Source organism: Lactiplantibacillus fabifermentans DSM 21115 (genome assembly GCF_000498955.2).
Lineage (GTDB): Bacteria > Bacillota > Bacilli > Lactobacillales > Lactobacillaceae > Lactiplantibacillus > Lactiplantibacillus fabifermentans.
The window spans coordinates 1-17,796 of the sequence record NZ_AYGX02000166.1; the positions used below are offsets into that span (position 1 = coordinate 1).

Annotated in this window: 17 protein-coding genes; 1 reads left to right on the forward strand and 16 read right to left on the reverse strand. The window is 45.2% G+C overall.

Annotation, left to right across the window (positions count from 1 at the left end):
• Window positions 1-104: 104 nt before the first annotated feature.
• From DY78_RS14190 to DY78_RS14255, 13 genes are all read right to left on the reverse strand, one after another.
• Entirely contained in the window at window positions 105-518 is a 414-nt protein-coding gene (locus DY78_RS14190) for a hypothetical protein (RefSeq protein WP_051385235.1), read from the reverse strand.
• A 415-nt stretch (window positions 519-933) separates the two neighbouring features.
• Window positions 934-1,344 (reverse strand): transcriptional regulator, encoded by a 411-nt coding sequence (locus DY78_RS14200; protein ID WP_024625185.1) that lies wholly within the window; start codon window positions 1,342-1,344, stop codon window positions 934-936.
• A 112-nt stretch (window positions 1,345-1,456) separates the two neighbouring features.
• On the reverse strand, window positions 1,457-1,717 hold the full coding sequence (locus tag DY78_RS14205) for a type II toxin-antitoxin system Phd/YefM family antitoxin (protein WP_024625184.1): 261 nt from the start codon (window positions 1,715-1,717) through the stop codon (window positions 1,457-1,459).
• A gap of 181 nt (window positions 1,718-1,898) precedes the next feature.
• A complete protein-coding gene (locus DY78_RS14210) occupies window positions 1,899-3,413 on the reverse strand; it encodes a S41 family peptidase (protein WP_024625183.1) in 1,515 nt (504 codons plus the stop codon).
• Between the two features lie 32 nt (window positions 3,414-3,445).
• A complete protein-coding gene (locus DY78_RS14215) occupies window positions 3,446-3,667 on the reverse strand; it encodes a YozE family protein (RefSeq protein ID WP_024625182.1) in 222 nt (73 codons plus the stop codon).
• 11 nt (window positions 3,668-3,678) lie between these two features.
• The gene (locus DY78_RS14220) at window positions 3,679-4,329 is read right to left on the reverse strand and encodes a YpmS family protein (protein WP_024625181.1); all 651 of its coding nucleotides are present in this window, start codon (window positions 4,327-4,329) and stop codon (window positions 3,679-3,681) included.
• Between the two features lie 16 nt (window positions 4,330-4,345).
• Entirely contained in the window at window positions 4,346-5,284 is a 939-nt protein-coding gene (locus DY78_RS14225; protein ID WP_024625180.1) for an SGNH/GDSL hydrolase family protein, read from the reverse strand.
• 75 nt (window positions 5,285-5,359) lie between these two features.
• Window positions 5,360-6,208 carry a DegV family protein gene (locus DY78_RS14230; protein ID WP_024625179.1) on the reverse strand — a complete coding sequence of 283 codons (849 nt, stop codon included), beginning with the start codon at window positions 6,206-6,208 and terminating at the stop codon, window positions 5,360-5,362.
• 107 nt (window positions 6,209-6,315) lie between these two features.
• Window positions 6,316-6,804 (reverse strand): dihydrofolate reductase, encoded by a 489-nt coding sequence (locus DY78_RS14235; protein WP_024625178.1) that lies wholly within the window; start codon window positions 6,802-6,804, stop codon window positions 6,316-6,318.
• 9 nt (window positions 6,805-6,813) lie between these two features.
• Entirely contained in the window at window positions 6,814-7,764 is a 951-nt protein-coding gene (locus DY78_RS14240; protein WP_024625177.1) for a thymidylate synthase, read from the reverse strand.
• A gap of 15 nt (window positions 7,765-7,779) precedes the next feature.
• Entirely contained in the window at window positions 7,780-9,678 is a 1,899-nt protein-coding gene (locus tag DY78_RS14245; RefSeq protein WP_024625176.1) for an ABC-F family ATP-binding cassette domain-containing protein, read from the reverse strand.
• Between the two features lie 469 nt (window positions 9,679-10,147).
• Window positions 10,148-11,632 carry a glycoside hydrolase family 1 protein gene (locus tag DY78_RS14250; protein WP_235810682.1) on the reverse strand — a complete coding sequence of 495 codons (1,485 nt, stop codon included), beginning with the start codon at window positions 11,630-11,632 and terminating at the stop codon, window positions 10,148-10,150.
• A gap of 16 nt (window positions 11,633-11,648) precedes the next feature.
• The gene (locus tag DY78_RS14255; protein WP_024625174.1) at window positions 11,649-13,502 is read right to left on the reverse strand and encodes a glucose PTS transporter subunit IIA; all 1,854 of its coding nucleotides are present in this window, start codon (window positions 13,500-13,502) and stop codon (window positions 11,649-11,651) included.
• Between the two features lie 173 nt (window positions 13,503-13,675).
• On the opposite strand from DY78_RS14255, the gene DY78_RS14260 reads away from it, so the two are divergent.
• Window positions 13,676-14,428, forward strand: a complete 753-nt coding sequence (locus DY78_RS14260; protein WP_024625173.1) for a MurR/RpiR family transcriptional regulator — start codon at window positions 13,676-13,678, stop codon at window positions 14,426-14,428.
• Between the two features lie 563 nt (window positions 14,429-14,991).
• On the opposite strand, the gene DY78_RS14265 is transcribed toward DY78_RS14260, so the two are convergent.
• From DY78_RS14265 to dapB, 3 genes are read right to left on the reverse strand one after another with little or no spacing between them, the layout of a single operon-like run.
• Window positions 14,992-15,444, reverse strand: coding sequence for a hypothetical protein (locus DY78_RS14265; protein WP_024625172.1), 453 nt, complete (start codon window positions 15,442-15,444; stop codon window positions 14,992-14,994).
• Window positions 15,445-15,504: 60 nt separating this feature from the next.
• Window positions 15,505-16,728: a CCA tRNA nucleotidyltransferase gene (locus DY78_RS14270; protein WP_024625171.1), complete on the reverse strand. Its 1,224-nt coding sequence runs from the start codon at window positions 16,726-16,728 to the stop codon at window positions 15,505-15,507.
• Window positions 16,725-17,510 carry a 4-hydroxy-tetrahydrodipicolinate reductase gene (gene dapB, locus DY78_RS14275; RefSeq protein WP_024625170.1) on the reverse strand — a complete coding sequence of 262 codons (786 nt, stop codon included), beginning with the start codon at window positions 17,508-17,510 and terminating at the stop codon, window positions 16,725-16,727. The genes DY78_RS14270 and dapB overlap by 4 nt, the downstream gene beginning before the upstream one ends.
• Between the last annotated feature and the right edge of the window lie 286 nt (window positions 17,511-17,796).

Genomic DNA, 17,796 nt, shown 5'->3' on the forward strand with positions numbered 1-17,796 from the left:
GAAGCTGATCTTTTTTGTCCGAACAGCGTTCGGATTAATTTTACAATCTACCTTAAGTATGTCAATTTTGATACCATCAAACCGGACACCTACCTGATTTCACATCAGCGTTCACTAAGCTGCGCATCATTTTGAAAAGATTGCCAGACCGGTACTAAGCGCCGTTCTTCAGCATCAGTTTGCACGCGTTGATCTTGTTCTAATTCTCGTAAGGCATTGGCTGAAAGGCCAACCAATTTAGCAAAAGCAGGGATTGAAAGAGCGGCTAAGTGCCGAACGGCCTGTAATTGTTCCGGCGTCAAGTACTGCTTGGCTTGCCGATAAGCCAGAAAATCTTGATGCACGTTTTCTTCCGGGTTATTAAAATCAACCCACAAATCACCTGCCACATCCTCCCAATAATGATGCCACACCTGTAAGTTGTCGACGTCACGCACCCGTGTTTGTTCATTAAGCCATCGTTCGGTATACCAATCGGTAGTATCTTTCTCAAGATTATAGAATTTTTGCTTGCGCATTATTAACTCACTTCCTAACACGACATTAACAATTAGGTTTCATCTCATCAATCGATAGTCCCACACCCATCCACGATAATCACCCAATGTTACCATTTCAGTTCACTACCGACTGGCCCCAATCTAATTCGTGCTCACGCTGACCATCATCTGGCCAACCCGAAAACAACTCATGAATGTCTCGTGGTTGATTTCGGTATGGGAGTAACACAATGGCATTATTCTTAATGACGAGGTCAAATTGCTGACGATCATCTAGGTTTAACTGCTTAAGAATCTCACGAGAAATCCTGATTGCTTTAGACTTCGCCAATCCTACCAGCCGAACTGGTTTATTGATTGATGACAAGGTATTAGTCTCCTGACTTTTTAATCAATAGTATCGACCTAAATTACAAGAAGCAGATCACATTTACTATAACTCCAATCGACTCGTTTCAGCCGCATCGAACACTCGTCGCAACGCCGCGTCCTCAGCGCTTGTTTGCAGGCGCTCGTTTTTTTCAATCGCCTGCAACACAGCGACGGACAAACCACTAACCTGTGCCAAATCACTTAAATTCATTCGATATTGTTGACGATAAGTTTGAATCTCACTTGGTTGCAAATAGTGGACCGCGAGCCGATAAGCTGTGAAATCTTCGAATAGATTCTCGAACGGATGGTCAAAATCCGTCCACTTGACGCCATTAGCATCAAGCCAATAATGATGTTTGACCCGGAGCTGTTTTTGATCCAATACTTGAACGAATTCAATCACCCACTGCTCCGTATAGCTAGCTGATTGTTCTAGTTCAGGATTATAAAATGTTTTTTGCACTGCCATGCGCCATCCTCTTTTCACTTAACGATACGGAAAAACATTACATATTTGGCAATCGTGGACTTAATTGTGACCGCAGCTGTTTCAACTCGACTGACATCCGCTTAGAACCACTTCACAGATTGTCCCAATCAATATCATCAACATCTGTAAAGCCATCGTTATTTTGTTCACGTGCTTTAACCTTAGCTAAGACTCCTTGACCGGCCAGATAAACCGTTGTTTGCAACGCCTGAAAGTCCTGCTTGCTGATTATCACGGCATTCAAGGCATCATCGGGTTGCTGAATCGTTACTGGCTGATGGTTAGCAGTTACTTGTTCTAAAATTTGATAAAAGTCTTTTTGGGCCTGCGCGGGCGAATAGGTTGTTTGCATTCGATTAGCCTCCAATTTAATTTACAACTGTATTGTAGCTTAACTCAAAAAAAACGGCCATCTTTTGGGTACTGCTGTCAGCCAATCGAATTAAGGATTTCGCCAAAGCTTGCATCACGAACCTGCTAACCACGTCGATTGCAAAAAAACACCCAGTCCTCAGACTGAGTGCTTAAAAAAACTATTTTTCCATCAACTTCAACGCGGCATTGTAAGCCCGGTCGTTGTCAGTGATTTTAGTGGCTAATTCCGTTTCCATCTTCGTCAAGGTGTTTTTATCCATCTTACCGGTGACAGTGATCTTAGCGTGTTTTTGATATTGCTTAATGGCACTCGTCGTGGTCGTCCCGAAGTAGCCGTTGACCTTACCATCAAAGTAACCTAACGCCTTCAAATATTCTTGTAACGTCTTCACATTGTCATTGACGTTACCCGCCGTTAAGTTCTTAACACTACTAATCACGGTTAAGTTGGCGTAACTAGGTTCGCTAGCCTTAACGTTTGGCGTTAAGCCCTTCTTGTTGATCCACGTGCCATTTGGCGTCAACCACTTGGCAATCGTAATCTTCATTTCCGTCTTGTCACTAAATGACGTGACGGTTTGGACGGTCCCTTTACCGTATGACTGTGAACCGACTAACTTCGCGTTGCCGGATTGTTGCAAGGCGGCCGAGAAGATTTCGGCGGCCGAAGCACTCCCACCATCAATTAAGACCGTGGTTGGCTTAGTTTCCTTGAAACCACCATCATACTTCTTACCAGCCACATATTTTTCAGCGGCGGCACCACGGGTTTGCACTTGCATGATGGTCTTGCCGTCTTTCAGGAAGATGGATGCCATCTTCAAGGCGGCCGTCATCAAGCCACCCGGGTTGCCCCGCATGTCGATGATCAGCTTCTTAGCACCTTTTTTATCCAAGGCTTTTAAAGCCGTCTTGAATTCTTTAGCGGTGTTCGTTGAGAAAGTTGAAACCGTGATATAACCAATCTTCTTGCTCCCGCCAACCATCTTGTAGTTAACCGTAGTCACCGGAATCTTAGCCCGCTTCAATGTAACGTTGAAGGTCTTGCCGCCCCGTTCGATTTCAAGCTTAACGGTCGTCCCGACTTTGCCGCGCATTTTATTGACGGCTTCGGTCAAGGTCAAGCCAGCAATCGACTTGCCGTTAACTTTCTTGATGATATCTTTCGGCTTCAGACCAGCCTTCTTCGCTGGCGTGCCGGCGATTGGTGAAATGATTTGAATATAGCTCCCGGACTTTTGAACTTGCGCCCCAATCCCAGAAAATGAACTGTCAATCGTGTCATTCAAGCTTTCGGTTTCACTCTTATCCATGTATTCGGAGAACTTATCCCCCAAAGAACTGACCATCCCATTGATGGCGCCGTTCGCTAACTTGTTAGCATTGACCGGCTTGTAGTAGTTCTCACTGATGGTCGAGTAGACCGACTGAATCTTCTTCATCGCGGCACTCGTTTGTTGCATGTTATTGATTTCTTGGGTCACAGCGCGACCTAAGAACCAATACGTGCCCCCAATCCCCACGCCTAACGCGACAATAATGGAAATAATGTAAGTCCATAACCCGACGCGGCGTTTAGGCCGATTTTTCTTCGACTTCAAATGTGGATTTTGTCCGGCATCGTCCGTCTTGGCTGCTGGTGTGACTTGTGGATCTTTAGGTTCCTCTGGCATGCCAAAAATCCTCTTTCCCTAACTAAAATTGGTTATGCTTCACTCGCAAGATAGGCTTGCCAGGCTTCATCGAAGATGGTCATGCCTGGTAAGTATCCCGCATTGAGCTCTAAATATTGCGAGACTTCGTGGAAATCCTTACTTTGTTTCGGAAACGCCTGGTCAAAAAACGCGTTATTGGCGAATTCGGCCACCGCTTCCGTACTGTCAGGATTTCGTTGCGTCATTAAATATTGATAAAACGTTTTGTGCATGATTCGCCTCACTAATTACTACTACTCTTTGGAATGTGCATTTCAAACTTGAAGACGTTGTTCTTCAAGTCTAATTTATCGACGCTATAACGCACGTCATTTTTACCGACTAACTTGTTCAAGTATAAATCAATCGTCTTACTCTTGGCATTCATCTTGACCCAACTAGGAATCTTGTAATTATTGTTGATGTAGTTGATGACAAAACTAATTGGTAACGACATCGTCCCAACGGATAACTTCGTGGCCTTCAATGAGATATTCCCATTACTAATGACGCTCGGTTGCATCGTAATTACGAATGAAACACTTTGACCTAAAATCTTAGTCGTTCCAAGTAAGTAAGCCCCGTCGGAACGAACGACAAACTTGTATTTCAAATCTTGATCTTTTTGTAAATCCGTCAAGTAGTATGATGCTAACGCGTTTAATTGTTGCCGGTTCATGGTGATGGGCACACTTGCGGCGCTGGAACTGGACTTCGTATTTTCGACCGTCGTATTCGACGAGCTCATGACTTGGGTGCCAAAATAAGCGCCGGTCCCAATAATTAATGCAATCAAGACAATGGCGACCCATTTCCAAATATTAATGGGGCCTTTGGGTGCTTTTGCCTTGGCTGGGGCCGCGGCCTTCTTTTCTGATCGTTGTTGTTCGCGCATATCGCGTCCCCCTTATTTATTTTTTGAGTAACCAAGCATCGTGCGCCATCATCGTTTGATAAAGTTTCTTCGTGAACACCGCGTATCCAGTCTTATTCGGATGGAAGTTATCACTATTTGAAATCAAATCATTATCTTTCGACTTAGCACTCAATGCTGAACTAATCGTCGCATTGGTAATCGTGGTTAAATCCGTGCTATTGGACGCTTTCTTCAACGCCTTGATCTGCGCCGCGGTCTTATATTGGCCGTGCGACATCGTCCAGTTGATATCCATAAAGTACGTATGATTATACGAACTAATCGTGGTCTTCGTCTGGTCGTTCCACTGACTAATATAGTGCGTGATCGACGTGACATTCGGGAAGTTCACATAAATTGGATTATAAATGCTAAACACAAAAATTGATGCATTTTTATTTAATCCTTGTATTTTATCAAATAACTTCTTTAATTTAGCCGCGTATTCCGTTTGGGCCTTGGCGACCGTCGAATTATTTTTGGCGGTGCTCGTTGACGTAATCGAACCTTCTAACGTTTGTAACAAATCGTTACCACCAACCGTGACGGTAATTACATCGGCGTTAGCAATTTCTTTTTGTAACGTGGTCGACTTGTTGATCCGCGCTAAAATCTGATCACTACGGTCACCAGATTTGCCAGCATTGGTTGTGCTGACCGTCAAATTCTGCTTCTTTTCAAGCATCGTTTTGATTTGGCCGACATAGCCGCCTTCGCTTTGGTCACCGACACCTTGTGTGAGGGAATCACCCACGGCCACCAAGCTAATCTTTTTCTTATGCGCCACCGTTGTTTTCGTCGTTTTTTTCGACGAAGTACTGCTCGTTGTCGAGTTAGTGGTCGGGTTCATGAAGTGATGAACACCCCAAAAGACGCCGGCCGCCAAGACGGCCACAATCAGGACGACTTTGACGCCTTCCCATAATTTATGCATGCAATTCTAGCAACCTTTCTACCTTTGACTCAGATATGCAAAAGGAGCGCTACCATCGCGCCCCCTATGCCGTTATTAAAGTGCTTGCGTGTGGTATTCGACCGCAAAAGCCCCCGGACCACCATGGGTCGCGATAATCGGCACCGTGGGTTGCACACTAACTTTTAAATTTGGTAACGCCGCTTGTAAACGCGTCTTATATTCTTCACAACGTTCTGCCACGCCGACGTGCGAAATAGCGACTTCAACCACGTTCGGGGTATTAATAATATCTTCTAAAATTTTATCAAAGAATTTATTGATCGATTTGACCCCGCGGCCTTTCATTTTAACATCTAAGGCGCCGTTATCGACTTCCAAAGCCACCTTAACGTTAAGTAAGTTACTAATCGCACCCGTCATGCGACTAATGCGGCCCCCAGCAACTAAATTATCCAAGGTCATGACGCCCATAAATAATTTGGTATGCGCTTGGGTCGCGTGCACGATGTCAATCACGGCTTGCTTGTCAGCGCCAGTTTGCGCTAACTTGGCCGCATTAACAACTTGAAAAGCCATCGCACGGTCAGTCGTTTTGGCATCAATGACCGTGACATCGGTTTTCGTAATCGAAGCGGCTTGTTCAGCGGTATGCACCGTCCCCGAAATAGCTTCCAACATGTTAATGCAAACCACATCACTGCCGTCGGCCCCTAATTTATCAAACGTTTCAATGAACGTCCCTAACGCGGGTTGACTCGTCTTAGGTAACGACTTGGCCGTGGCCATCTTGTCAATAAACTCGTCGCGCGTAATGGTTTCATCTTCGACATAAATCGTGCCATCGATCATAACAGTCAATGGAATCACGGTAATATCGTATTTTTGAACTTCTTCATCAGTCAAATTCGCTGATGAATCCGTCACAATTTTGGTTTTCGTCATACTTTGCCACGCTTTCTTAAACTTGTATGGTTTTACGTAACCATTACAATAAATTAATGCTTTCAGTATAGCAGAAATGGCCGTTACTTTCACTTCTTCACCGCGAATTACCCGCGAACATAGTCTTCAAACTGAAAACGATACGGATTCTTAACATCTGTTACCCCGGCTTGGCGATCAACTAAATGCCAATTGGTATAATCGATAGTCGGCATCCATGTGTCACCACTAAAAGTGTCATCAATGATAGTCCGGTATAACCGGTCGGCTTTTGGTAATACCGCCTCGAAAACTTGACTGCCACCAATGACAAAAATCATTTCATTCGGTCGGGCCGCGTCTAACGCCCATAATTCGTCAATCGAATGTAACTGTTCAACACCCGCCGGTAACGTTAAATCTTGACGGGATAACACCATGTTTTCCCGATGAGGTAACGGCTTTTTGAAGCCCGCAAAGGTCGTATGGCCCATCACAATTTTATGGTCAAGGGTCAATTGTTTGAAGCGTTTCAAATCAGCCGGGAGATGCCATGGTAATTGACCAGCATTACCAATCAAACCGTTTTGATCTTGTGCCCAAATCAATGCAATCATGGGGTCCTCCTAAATGGCGACCGGCGCTTTGATAGCCGGCGCTGGGTCATAACCCGTTAGTTTAATATCACTCATTTGATAATCAAAAATACTGTCGTGGGCCCCGCTTAGTTCCAATTGTGGTGCCGCTTTGGGAGTCCGACTAAGTTGTTCTTTGATTTGGTCGATATGATTCGTATAAATATGCGCATCACCGAGCGTATGCACAAAGTCGCCAACTACTAAGCCGGTTTCCTTGGCAATCAGATGCGTCAACAACGCGTAGCTGGCAATATTGAAAGGCACGCCTAAGAAGACATCGCCGGAACGTTGATAAAGTTGACAGCTCAACTTACCATCCGCTACATAAAATTGGAATAAGGTGTGACAAGGTGGTAAGGCCATACTTGGCACATCTTCGGGATTCCAAGCCGACACGATTAACCGCCGTGAATCCGGGGTCTTTTTGATCATGTCGATCACATTGGCGATTTGGTCAATCGTTTCGCCGTTACGGGTTTGCCAGTGCCGCCACTGTGCGCCGTAAACATCCCCAAGATTACCAAATTTATCCGCAAAGGCTTGGTCATTTAAGATGCGGTCATCAAATAACTGCATCTGTTCATGATAAATTGGCGCAAAATCGGCATCGTCTAAGCGGCGGTGTTCAAAGTTCGTCATATCAGGGCCTTGGTAATCCGCACTAGTCACCCAATTTTTAAACGCCCATTCATCCCAAATATGGTTGCGATGTTGCAATAAGTATTGAATGTTCGTATCGCCGTGCAAAAACCATAACAATTCACTTTTAATCAGACCAAATGGGACCTTTTTGGTAGTCAATAACGGAAAACCTTCCGCTAAATTAAAACGCATCTGATAACCAAACACACTATAAGTCCCGGTACCGGTCCGATCATCTTTATACGTGCCATGGTCCAAAATTTCGCGCGCTAAGTTCAAGTAACTGTCTTCTAACATGTGAGGGCTCCTCTCCTATTCAGCGTACTGGCTCAAATAATCCCAGCGGTCCATCTTTTCATCGATTGACTTTTCAGTCGCGGTCAATTCTTTTTGTAAATCGGCCAATTTGCCATAATCACTAGCGTTTTCGGCCATCGCCGTTTCAATCTCGCGCTTATGCGCATCGAGTTCTTCAATCACACCTTCGATTTTGCCGTATTCGAGCTGTTCTGCGTAAGTCAGCTTGACTTTTTCTTTCGGCTTAGCCGGAGCCGCCGTTTCTTCAGCAACCGGCTTGGCTTTCTTTGGTGCCGTCGTGGGAGCTTGATTGGCCGTCTTTTGGTCTTTCAAATAACTTGAAAAACGCCCAGCATACCGTTCAATATGGCCTTGACCATCAAAAATCAATAACTTATCGCCGACTTTATCCAAGAAATAACGGTCATGAGAAACTGTAATCACGGTCCCAGCAAAGTCCGACAAGTAATTTTCCAAAACAGTTAACGTCCCGATATCTAAATCGTTAGTTGGTTCATCCAGTAATAAGACGTTGGGTTGTTGCATTAATAATTTCAATAAGTACAACCGTCGCTTTTCGCCACCGGATAACTTACGAATCAAGGTGCCGTGCATCGAGCGTGGGAATAGGAATTCTTCCAACAATTCGGTGACCGAAACCCGTTCACCTTGCTTGTTAACGACATTTTCCCCGACATCTTGCAAATAGTTGATAATTCGCTTGTCACCAGGAATCGGTTCCGTTTGTTGCGTGTAGTACGCCATCTTAACGGTTTCGCCAATCGTGACAGTTCCAGAATCCAGTGGCAATTTACCGGCAATCACATTTAACAAGCTGGACTTACCGGCACCATTGATCCCAGTAATCCCAATGCGGTCTTTGGCTTGAATCAAGATTGAAAAGTCCTGTAAAATCGTTTGGTCGTCAAACTTTAAGTTGGCGTCTTTTAATTCAATGACTTTTTTACCTAAGCGTTGTTGGCCTAACGAAATATCGACATCACCGTCGACTTGTAACGTATTGAGATTATCCTTTAAATCGTTAAAGCGGTTAATACGGCCTTGTTGTTTCGTACTCCGTGCCGGCGCTCCCGCCCGCATCCAAGCGAGTTCCTTTTTATATAACTGTTGTTGCTTATGTTCCGCGGTAATATCGCGGGCGACCCGTTCAGCTTTGGCTTGCACGAAAGCTTGATAGTTACCAGTATATTTATAAAGTTCGCCAAATGATAATTCAAACATTTGATTGGCAACTTGGTCCAAGAAATACCGGTCATGAGTCACGACCATCAACGCGCCTTTATAGCTGGCTAAGTAGTTTTCCAACCATTCAATGGAATCAAAATCCAAGTGGTTGGTCGGTTCGTCCAATAATAATAAATCCGGCGATTGAATCAAGACTTGCGCCAAGCCGACCCGCTTACGTTGACCACCAGACATGGTTTTAATCGTCTGTTTTAAATCCGTGATGTGCAACTGCGTCAAAATCGTTTTGACATCACTTTCAGCGGTCCACGCATCTTCTTGATTCATCTTCGTTTCGGCGTCCATGTAGGCTTGTTGCGTGGCCGGGTCTTCCGGTGCATCGGCATAAGCGGCCAAAGTCGCTTCATAGTGCCGAATCGTGCGAAAGATATCCTGACTGCCAGCCAAGACGGCATCAATCACCGTTAAACTTTCATCTAAATCAGGTTGTTGTTTCAAGTACCCAATTTCATAATTTTTTGGTTTAATCAATTCACCATGTTCCGGCGCCGTGACGCCGGCCAACACATCTAATAAGTTGGTTTTACCGGAGCCGTTGACCCCGATAACCCCGATGCGGTCATGTTCATTGACGATAAACGAAATATCTTTAAATAACGTTTTCTCACCGTACGTCCGGGTCAGATTTTCTGCTCGTAATGTTTGCATTTAAACGATCCACCCTTTTTTTAGTCATTATTTCTATCTTAGCTAGAATTGCCCGAAAACACAACTCACAACCGCCTAATTATTTTTGGGTCTGCTAGTTGTCGCCGGGCGCTACTAGGGGGAGTACCGTGGCGGAGACCTGACGCCAAAAAGCGGTCGTCAGGGTGCTTTTGAGCCTGACAACGACCCATCGTCAGTCTCAAAAGTCGCCGCCAATGATTAGCCGGAAGCCCACCAGCCAATCATTGCGACACGGTACTCCCCCTAGTATCACCCAGCTAAATTGACCGCTAACATAATATTTTCGTTTCAAACTCAATTTTTATTTTTAAGCAGTCACCAATTAAAGCGCCACTGATCTTCATTATCAATTTTTAATGAGACTGAAAAAAATCAGCTCAACACCTTATCTTCTAACGACCAAAGGCATCGAGTTGATTTTTCGAATATATTTGATACTTAAAGGAACTTATTTATCCGCCAAGGCGGCCCCATTAGTAGCGATGACCTGTTTCATCCATCGATAGGATTTTTTAGGGGTCCGCTTCAAAGTACCGTGACCTTTGTCATCCATATCAACATATACAAACCCATAACGCTTCTTCATTTCACCGGTTGATAAGGAAACCAAATCAATTGGGCCCCACATCGTATAACCTAAACATGGCACGTGGTCGATATTGATGGCATCAGCCATTGCTGAAAGGTGTTGTTGTAAATAATCGATACGATAATCATCTTCCACATAATCTTGATTATCAGCTTGGTCAATTGCGCCCATCCCGTTTTCGACAATGAAAATCGGCTTTTGAATACGGTCGTAAATCTCATTCATACAATAACGCAGTCCCAATGGGTCAACCGGCCAACCCCATGGCGTTTCTGCCAAATAAGGATTGGTACTGCCGCCAACGTTGAACCAGTCATCCCCATCTTTAGTCGTATTTGACCGATAGTAACTGAACGCAATGTAGTCAAGTTGACCAGCTTTTAAGGTTGCCGCATCCGTCGCCGCCATTTCCAGGTGGTCAAAGCCGTGCCGCTGCCATAGTTCTTCCGCATAACTTGGATAGTAGCCGCGACCCATAATATCAATGAAATACCAGTTTTCACGCCGCGCTTGCAGATGATGGAACATGTCAGCTGGCTTGCAAGTTGCCGGATATAACTCACTCATCGCATACATCGCACCAAATTGACTGCCCGGCATCATTTTATGACCAAGAATGACCGTTTTAGCCGACGCCACGAACATATTGTGCGCCGCCAAATAGCGGTCATGCCCGGTTGCTTGCCGCACACCAGTCGGGCCAAATCCACGTACCGCGTTGATTTCATTAAAGGTCAGCCAATACCGACAGCGGTCGCCAAAATGTTCGAATAACGTTTTGGCATATTTCACATACGCATCGATTACTTTACGGGAAGTCCAGCCGTTATATTTAATGGCCAAATTCATCGGCAACTCGTCATGACAAATCGTGATAAGTGGCTCCATCTGGTACTTCGCCATTTCGTTAATAACATCATCGTAAAACTTCAGCCCCGCCGCATTAGGTTCAGCTTCTTCACCAGTCGGAAAAATGCGACTCCAACAAACTGAGAAACGAAAGACGTTGAAGCCCATCCCGGCCATTAATTTAATATCTTCCTTGTAATGATGATAAAAATCAACCGCTTGATGACTCGGATAGTACTGGTCATCGAGAAACACCGGTTGCGCCTCATCGGGAACATCTTCGGCCAAAATAAACGAACTCTTCGGCTTGATTAACCGACCATCTGGCAGTTGCATCGTATGATGCCGCGGATGCGCTTGTGAACCGTCCGTTTCATAATCATGCGATAAAACGCCGCGGCCGCCTTCATCAAAGCCACCTTCATATTGAAAATCGGCGGTTGCACCGCCCCATAAAAAATCAGCTGGTAATGTTTTCGTTGCCTTACTCATCATTAAAATCTCCCTTTTTCTAATTTAATTGGGTACCAACCTTAACGACACCACTAGTTTGCAATTGAATCGTTTGGTTATTGGCATTGGTAACAATCAACATCGTCGTCAAATCATAGCCCGCTTTTTCCAATTTATCACGATCAACGCGGACAATCGGCTGGCCGGCGCGAACGACTTCATCTTGGTGCACTAAAACATCAAAACCATCACCTTGTAAATTGACCGTATCAATCCCGATATGCACGAGTAACTCAACACCTGTATTGGTCACAACTCCAAAGGCGTGTCCGGTTGGAAACATCGTGGCTAAGGTCCCATTAGCAGGCGCACAAATGAAATCACTAGTTAACTTAAGCGCCACCCCGTCACCGAGGACCTTGCTGGCAAACGTCTCATCATGGACTGCCGCTAAATCAATTAGTTCACCATCACTGACCGCGGTAATCGCATCATCGGGGTAAGTCTTTTGGACTGGTTCGGTGACTTTGGGCGCCGGCTGTTCATCAATTCCTAAAATGAAGGTGACAATCGCGGAAGTTGCGATGGCGACCACAATGGCAATAACCATGGCCAGAACCGTTTGTTGAAATATTGGCAGCGCTAACAAATTGGAGTAACCCATGACGTAAGCTTTAGCACCTAACAAGCTTGCGATAACACCACCAGCAAAGCCGCCCGCCATGACACCATACATCGGTTTACGATACTTCAAATTGACCCCATAAATCGCGGGTTCAGTGACACCGGCAACAATACAACCAATGGCTAACGAAACACATTCACTGCGGAATTGGCTATTTTTAGTCCGCGCGGCCACCCCTAAGTTGGCGCCACCTTCAGACATATTATGCAAAATGAAGGCTGGTCGTAAAATCGCATCATACCCGGGATTACTGAGTAACTGCGTCATGAATGGTGCTAAGGCCGTATGCATCCCGGCCATGACCATCCATGGTAAAGCAGCCGCTAATAACCCCACTGCCAACGGTCCGACGGTACTATTCAAGAACATAAAAAAACTGGCAATGTATTGTCCGAGCATGTTCCCAAGCGGTCCTAAGATTAAGTATCCGAGTGACCCGGCGATAAAAATCGTCCCCATGCCGACAAAGACGGACCGGAAAATCCCCGGTACAATTTTGTTCAGATATTTTTCGGCATAGTAAGCAACAATGGCAACTAACAAAGCGGGTAACAAAGTTGTGCCATAGCTCAGTAATTTGACGTTGAAGCCAAACAGCGTGACACCCTTGGTCGCCGCGGTAACCATCGTCGTGTAGTTACCATGTAATAATGCCGCGGTTGCGACCATGGCGTAAACTGGCGTACCGCCTAATTTAGTGGCGGCACCATAAGCGACAATAATTGGCATGAAGTAAAACGGCGCGTCGGCAATCGCCGATAATAATAGATATGACGGTGTCTTCGCGTAGGCCGCGTCCACGAAGCTCACGATTAATAACAAGACCACTTTCAACATGCCCCCGGCAATTAATCCGGGGATTAACGGGGTGACTGATGCCGAAATAAAGCCAATAAATTTAGTCCCGACGTTTTTCCAGGTCAATGGTTCATACTGCTTAGAAAGATCATCGAGATTCTCATCAACGCTGGCCCCAGCCTGAATATCGAAGTCTTTGATGACTGCTTCATAGGTTGGAATCAAGTTTTGACCTAAAATAACCATATACTGTTCGCCAGCATAAACGACGCCCAACACGCCATCTAAAGCCTCCAATGATTCTTTGTTCGCACGGTTCACTTCTTTTAAGTTGAAACGCAACCGCGTCATGCAATGATTGACAACTTCAATATTGTCAACTCCGCCGACATTTTTCACAATATCCGCCGCTAACTTATGATAGTCCATGGGTCACAGTCCTCTCTTTTGACAATTTTGTTATTTAAAATTGACAATTTTATCACGAGATAAGCATAGCAGGTGTTGAAATCGCTGTCAATGACAAAATTGTCATTTATTTTTGACTAAATTATCAGTTTGCCTTAAAGTTAACTTATCAACTAATCAGCGAGGACTTTACCATGACGATTATCGAAAGTATTCAACAGCATACGACCGAATTTTCAAAATCAGAATTAAAGGTCAGCCAATATATCTTAAAATATCCCGAACACGTCGAAACATTCACGATTACCAAACTAGCCGACCGCGCCGGCACCTCGACGTCAGCCGTCTTACGTTTCTGCCAATCGTTAGGTTTTCAAGGCTATAAAGATTTTCGCTTTGAAATGATCAACTATTTACGCGGCGCTCGCCATCATACCAGCACGAGTGACTTAAGCGATGGCTTTTTAAACGACTACGCCCAGTTAATCACCCAACTCCATCAACTAGACGCCAAGCTACTAAAAAAATTAGCGACCGCCTTAATGACGCCCACCATGAATTACTTATTGGGCGTGCACTTTTCGGCGTTACCAGCTAAAGAACTCTTCTTAGGTTTAGAGGATCTCGGAATTCTGTCCTTACACGCCGACGATTATATTAATGCCGCCCACTTAACGAATACAATGGCGCCAGACTCAACCTTGGTACTTTTTTCAATTAGTGGCAGTAAAAATAACTTCAATCATTTTCTCGCGAGTGTGGCTAATAATATGCCGAAAAATTCATTTTTGATTACCATGAATCCTAAAGCGGAACTAGCGGCAGCCTTTGAACAGACCTTAGTGCTCCCCGGCAGTGCTTTTTCCAACCGTTCCGTGGTCGATGCCCAAGCAGTCCCCATGTTATTCGTCGAACTACTGCTTAATATCATTCATGAAAAGCAATAACGTTAAAAAGGCGGTACCGATAACATTTAAGTTACCGGCATCGCCTTTTTGGTGACAGGGTTCAAAGTATTGATTCGTCCGGACAAATAAGGTAATGCAACAATTTTTCTTGTTCTCCCCCCATCGACAGCTCATCTGGCAATCCCAAAACATTGTTTGTCCCGCCATTCTAAATAGAAATCACATTTAGTTGGGCATTAACGGACATAGCCGTAGAAGTGGCGCAAGTTCGACCGAACTATAAGAATGTCCAACATGAACGTTTCCAATCACCAAACTGAATTAGAATGGCATCATTATTCTCAAAAACAATCGAGCTGTCGGCTGACCGTAATGGAAGCTGCCATGCAGGTGGCGTTAACGGGATTGGTCCGTATCCCGTTTACACCACGGACGCCTTTTGAGACTTGATTTTTGGGCTCAAAAGCGAGGTTCAAGACCGCCCCTCAGGCTTGAACCGGTCCCCATGACGGCTGGAATTACGGTCAGCCGACAGCGGCAATAAATAACCAAGCAAAAAAAGCATGCCGCGTAAACGACATGCTTTTGAGTGAACTACTAGATTATTCGTGGTCTTTATAAACATCAATAACGGTCCGATCGTCGTCGACAACTAAGTGTAACTTGCCGTCTTTAGACATCGAGCTGGTTTGATAGACATTATCAATGCCATCAACATCTTTGGCTTTGAATGGTAAGTAAACGCGTTCGCTACCCCGTTCGTCACCGAACAAAATATCTAACTTTTCAATATCTTGATACTGTAAAACCCGTTCAAACATCCCACTAGTTACGGATGATAAATTGGTTGCATCGGGGTCAACCGCATCTGCGTCTGGTAAAAATTCAGCCTTGAAAGATTTGCAAGGATGAATAATCGTCATCTTGCCACCTTTGATTCGACCATAACTCGTTGTAACCCGACTAATCCAAAGGTCAGAAATATCGTTATGTTTCACAACCCACGTATCACCATTACGGAAATAAAACTTTAATGCGTCTAATGCTCTTTCCATGTTCGATCACCTCATTGCAGAATTAGTTTCAACTCAATCGTACCAGACTTAGCAAAAAATTCAATTATTTTTTGTATCCGTTACCATCCTTGCAAAGTCAAGCAATTCGTCATATTGGTTCGCGACTTTACCAGTGACCACCGCGGCTAACAATTGGGCTAAGATTTGACCCATTGCCGGCCCCGGGGTGACGACCTGTTGTTTGATTAAATCGCCACCGTTGATGGCTAAGTCGCGTTTGTTTTGAATCGGTAATGCCGCGTAGTTGGCCATCAATTCAGTTTGGTCAACTCCAAACCCGAGAATATCCGCCACTTGATTAGCAGTGGTTAACGCGGCCGCACCGGCGTCAAATAACTCGCGGGCCGATAATGTACCAGTCGCGTTTAACGCGCTTAAAACGGCCGTTGCGGCGGTCACATGGTCAATCAACTCATTACTAGTCTTCCATGCTTTGAGTAGTTTCCGCACCGCAACACCACTCGTATCACCCATTAACCAACTAAGCATCGTCCACGTACTTTCAATAGACGTTAATTGCCAAGCAGGTAGTTCAATCAATTTAGTCAGCATCGCTTGTTGGTCGGCCATTAGCGGCATGTACCGATATAAGTCGGTCCGGACTAAAGCCTGCAAGCCCCGAGTAGGTTGTTGCCCCATTAAGAGCTTTTCCCATTCCACGCGCGTCCGTTCCACCGCGATTTTGGTCAGTAACGCCGCATTGTCTTTAACGGCAGCTTCGGTGGCGGGTTCAATTGCAAAATCCAACTGGCTAGCAAACCGAACCGCCCGCATCATCCGCAACGCATCTTCATGGAAGCGGTCTTCCGCCACACCAACTGCGCGTAAAACGCCCGCCTTTAAGTCGGCTAAGCCATCGAATAAATCAATGACTTCACCGTTGGCTTTCATGGCTAAGGCGTTAATCGTGAAATCACGCCGTTTCAAGTCTTCTTTTAACGAACGCACAAAGGTCACTTGGTCGGGGCGCCGAAAATCTTGATACCCCGATTCCGTCCGAAACGTCGTCGTTTCATAACCTTCGCCGTGGTCCAAAATCATGACCGTTCCGTGTTCAATCCCCGTATCGACCGTCCGTTTGAACAAGCCTTTGACTTCCGCGGGAAACGCACTGGTCGCAATATCGACATCATGCAACGGTTTGCCTAAAATCGTATCCCGAACACAACCACCGACAAAGTAAGCTTCGTAACCGGCCGCTTCAATCGTTGCTAAAATTGGCTTGGCGGCTTCAAACTCCGGTGGCAATTGGGTCAAAATCATAGTAAGTTCTCCAACCCGACAAACAGTTCGTGATATTGGTTAACTTTTTCAACGGCGACTTTAACCCCGGTCATAAATGAAATCCGGTCAAAGGAATCTTGGCGAATCGTTAAGCCTTCACCGGGGCCCCCAAACATGACTTCTTCATGGGCCACTAACCCTGGTAAGCGCACCGCATGAATCCGCATGCCTTCGTATTCAGCCCCCCGCGCACCTGGTAAAGTTTCCGTGGCATCGGGATTGCCTTGTTCTTTAGGCTTCCGCACTTCCGCAATTTTCTTCGCCGTACTAATCGCGGTCCCACTTGGCGAGTCAATCTTATCGTCGTGGTGCATTTCGATAATTTCAACATCTGGGAAATATTTAGCCGCTTGTTGTGCGAATTGCATCAGCAAAACAGCGCTGATGCCGAAGTTAGGTGCGATCAAGCCCCCAACTTGCTTGTCTTTAGCTAATTTTTGTAAATCAGCAACTTGTTCATCGGTCATCCCGGTCGTCCCAATAACTGGTGAGATACCGTGATTCAAAGCAAATTTGGCATTTTCATAGACGGCCGTGGGAATCGTAAAGTCGATCCAAACCGTCGCATCCGTATCAATCTTCGTTAAATCATGGAATGCGGGCACGTCTTGGCCTTTAAAGTGTTCATTGTCACCCAAATTCGTATCCTTACCGCGCGCATCATAAACGCCCACCAATTCAAAATCAGGGGTATCAATGACCATTTGAGCAGCAGTACTACCCATCCGACCTTGATAGCCGGCCACAATTACTTTTACCAAAACAATTCCTCCTCTAACTCAATTAAAACTTGCTTGAGCTTTATTTGACTTGACGAGTTTGCCAACAGGGCTACTCATCACTAATACATACCTTATATTTTAACAGAATATTGGATTACCGTGAATTTTATTACCGGTAACGGCCAATTTACAAATTTGACCATTAATTGTCCCTAACCACTTATCAAACATTCTACCTGTTGGGGGGTGCAGTCAAAACCACTTGAACAGATTTGCAAACCTTCTAACTAACGTCGCAAAAGTCAGCCATGTGATAACGCAATCT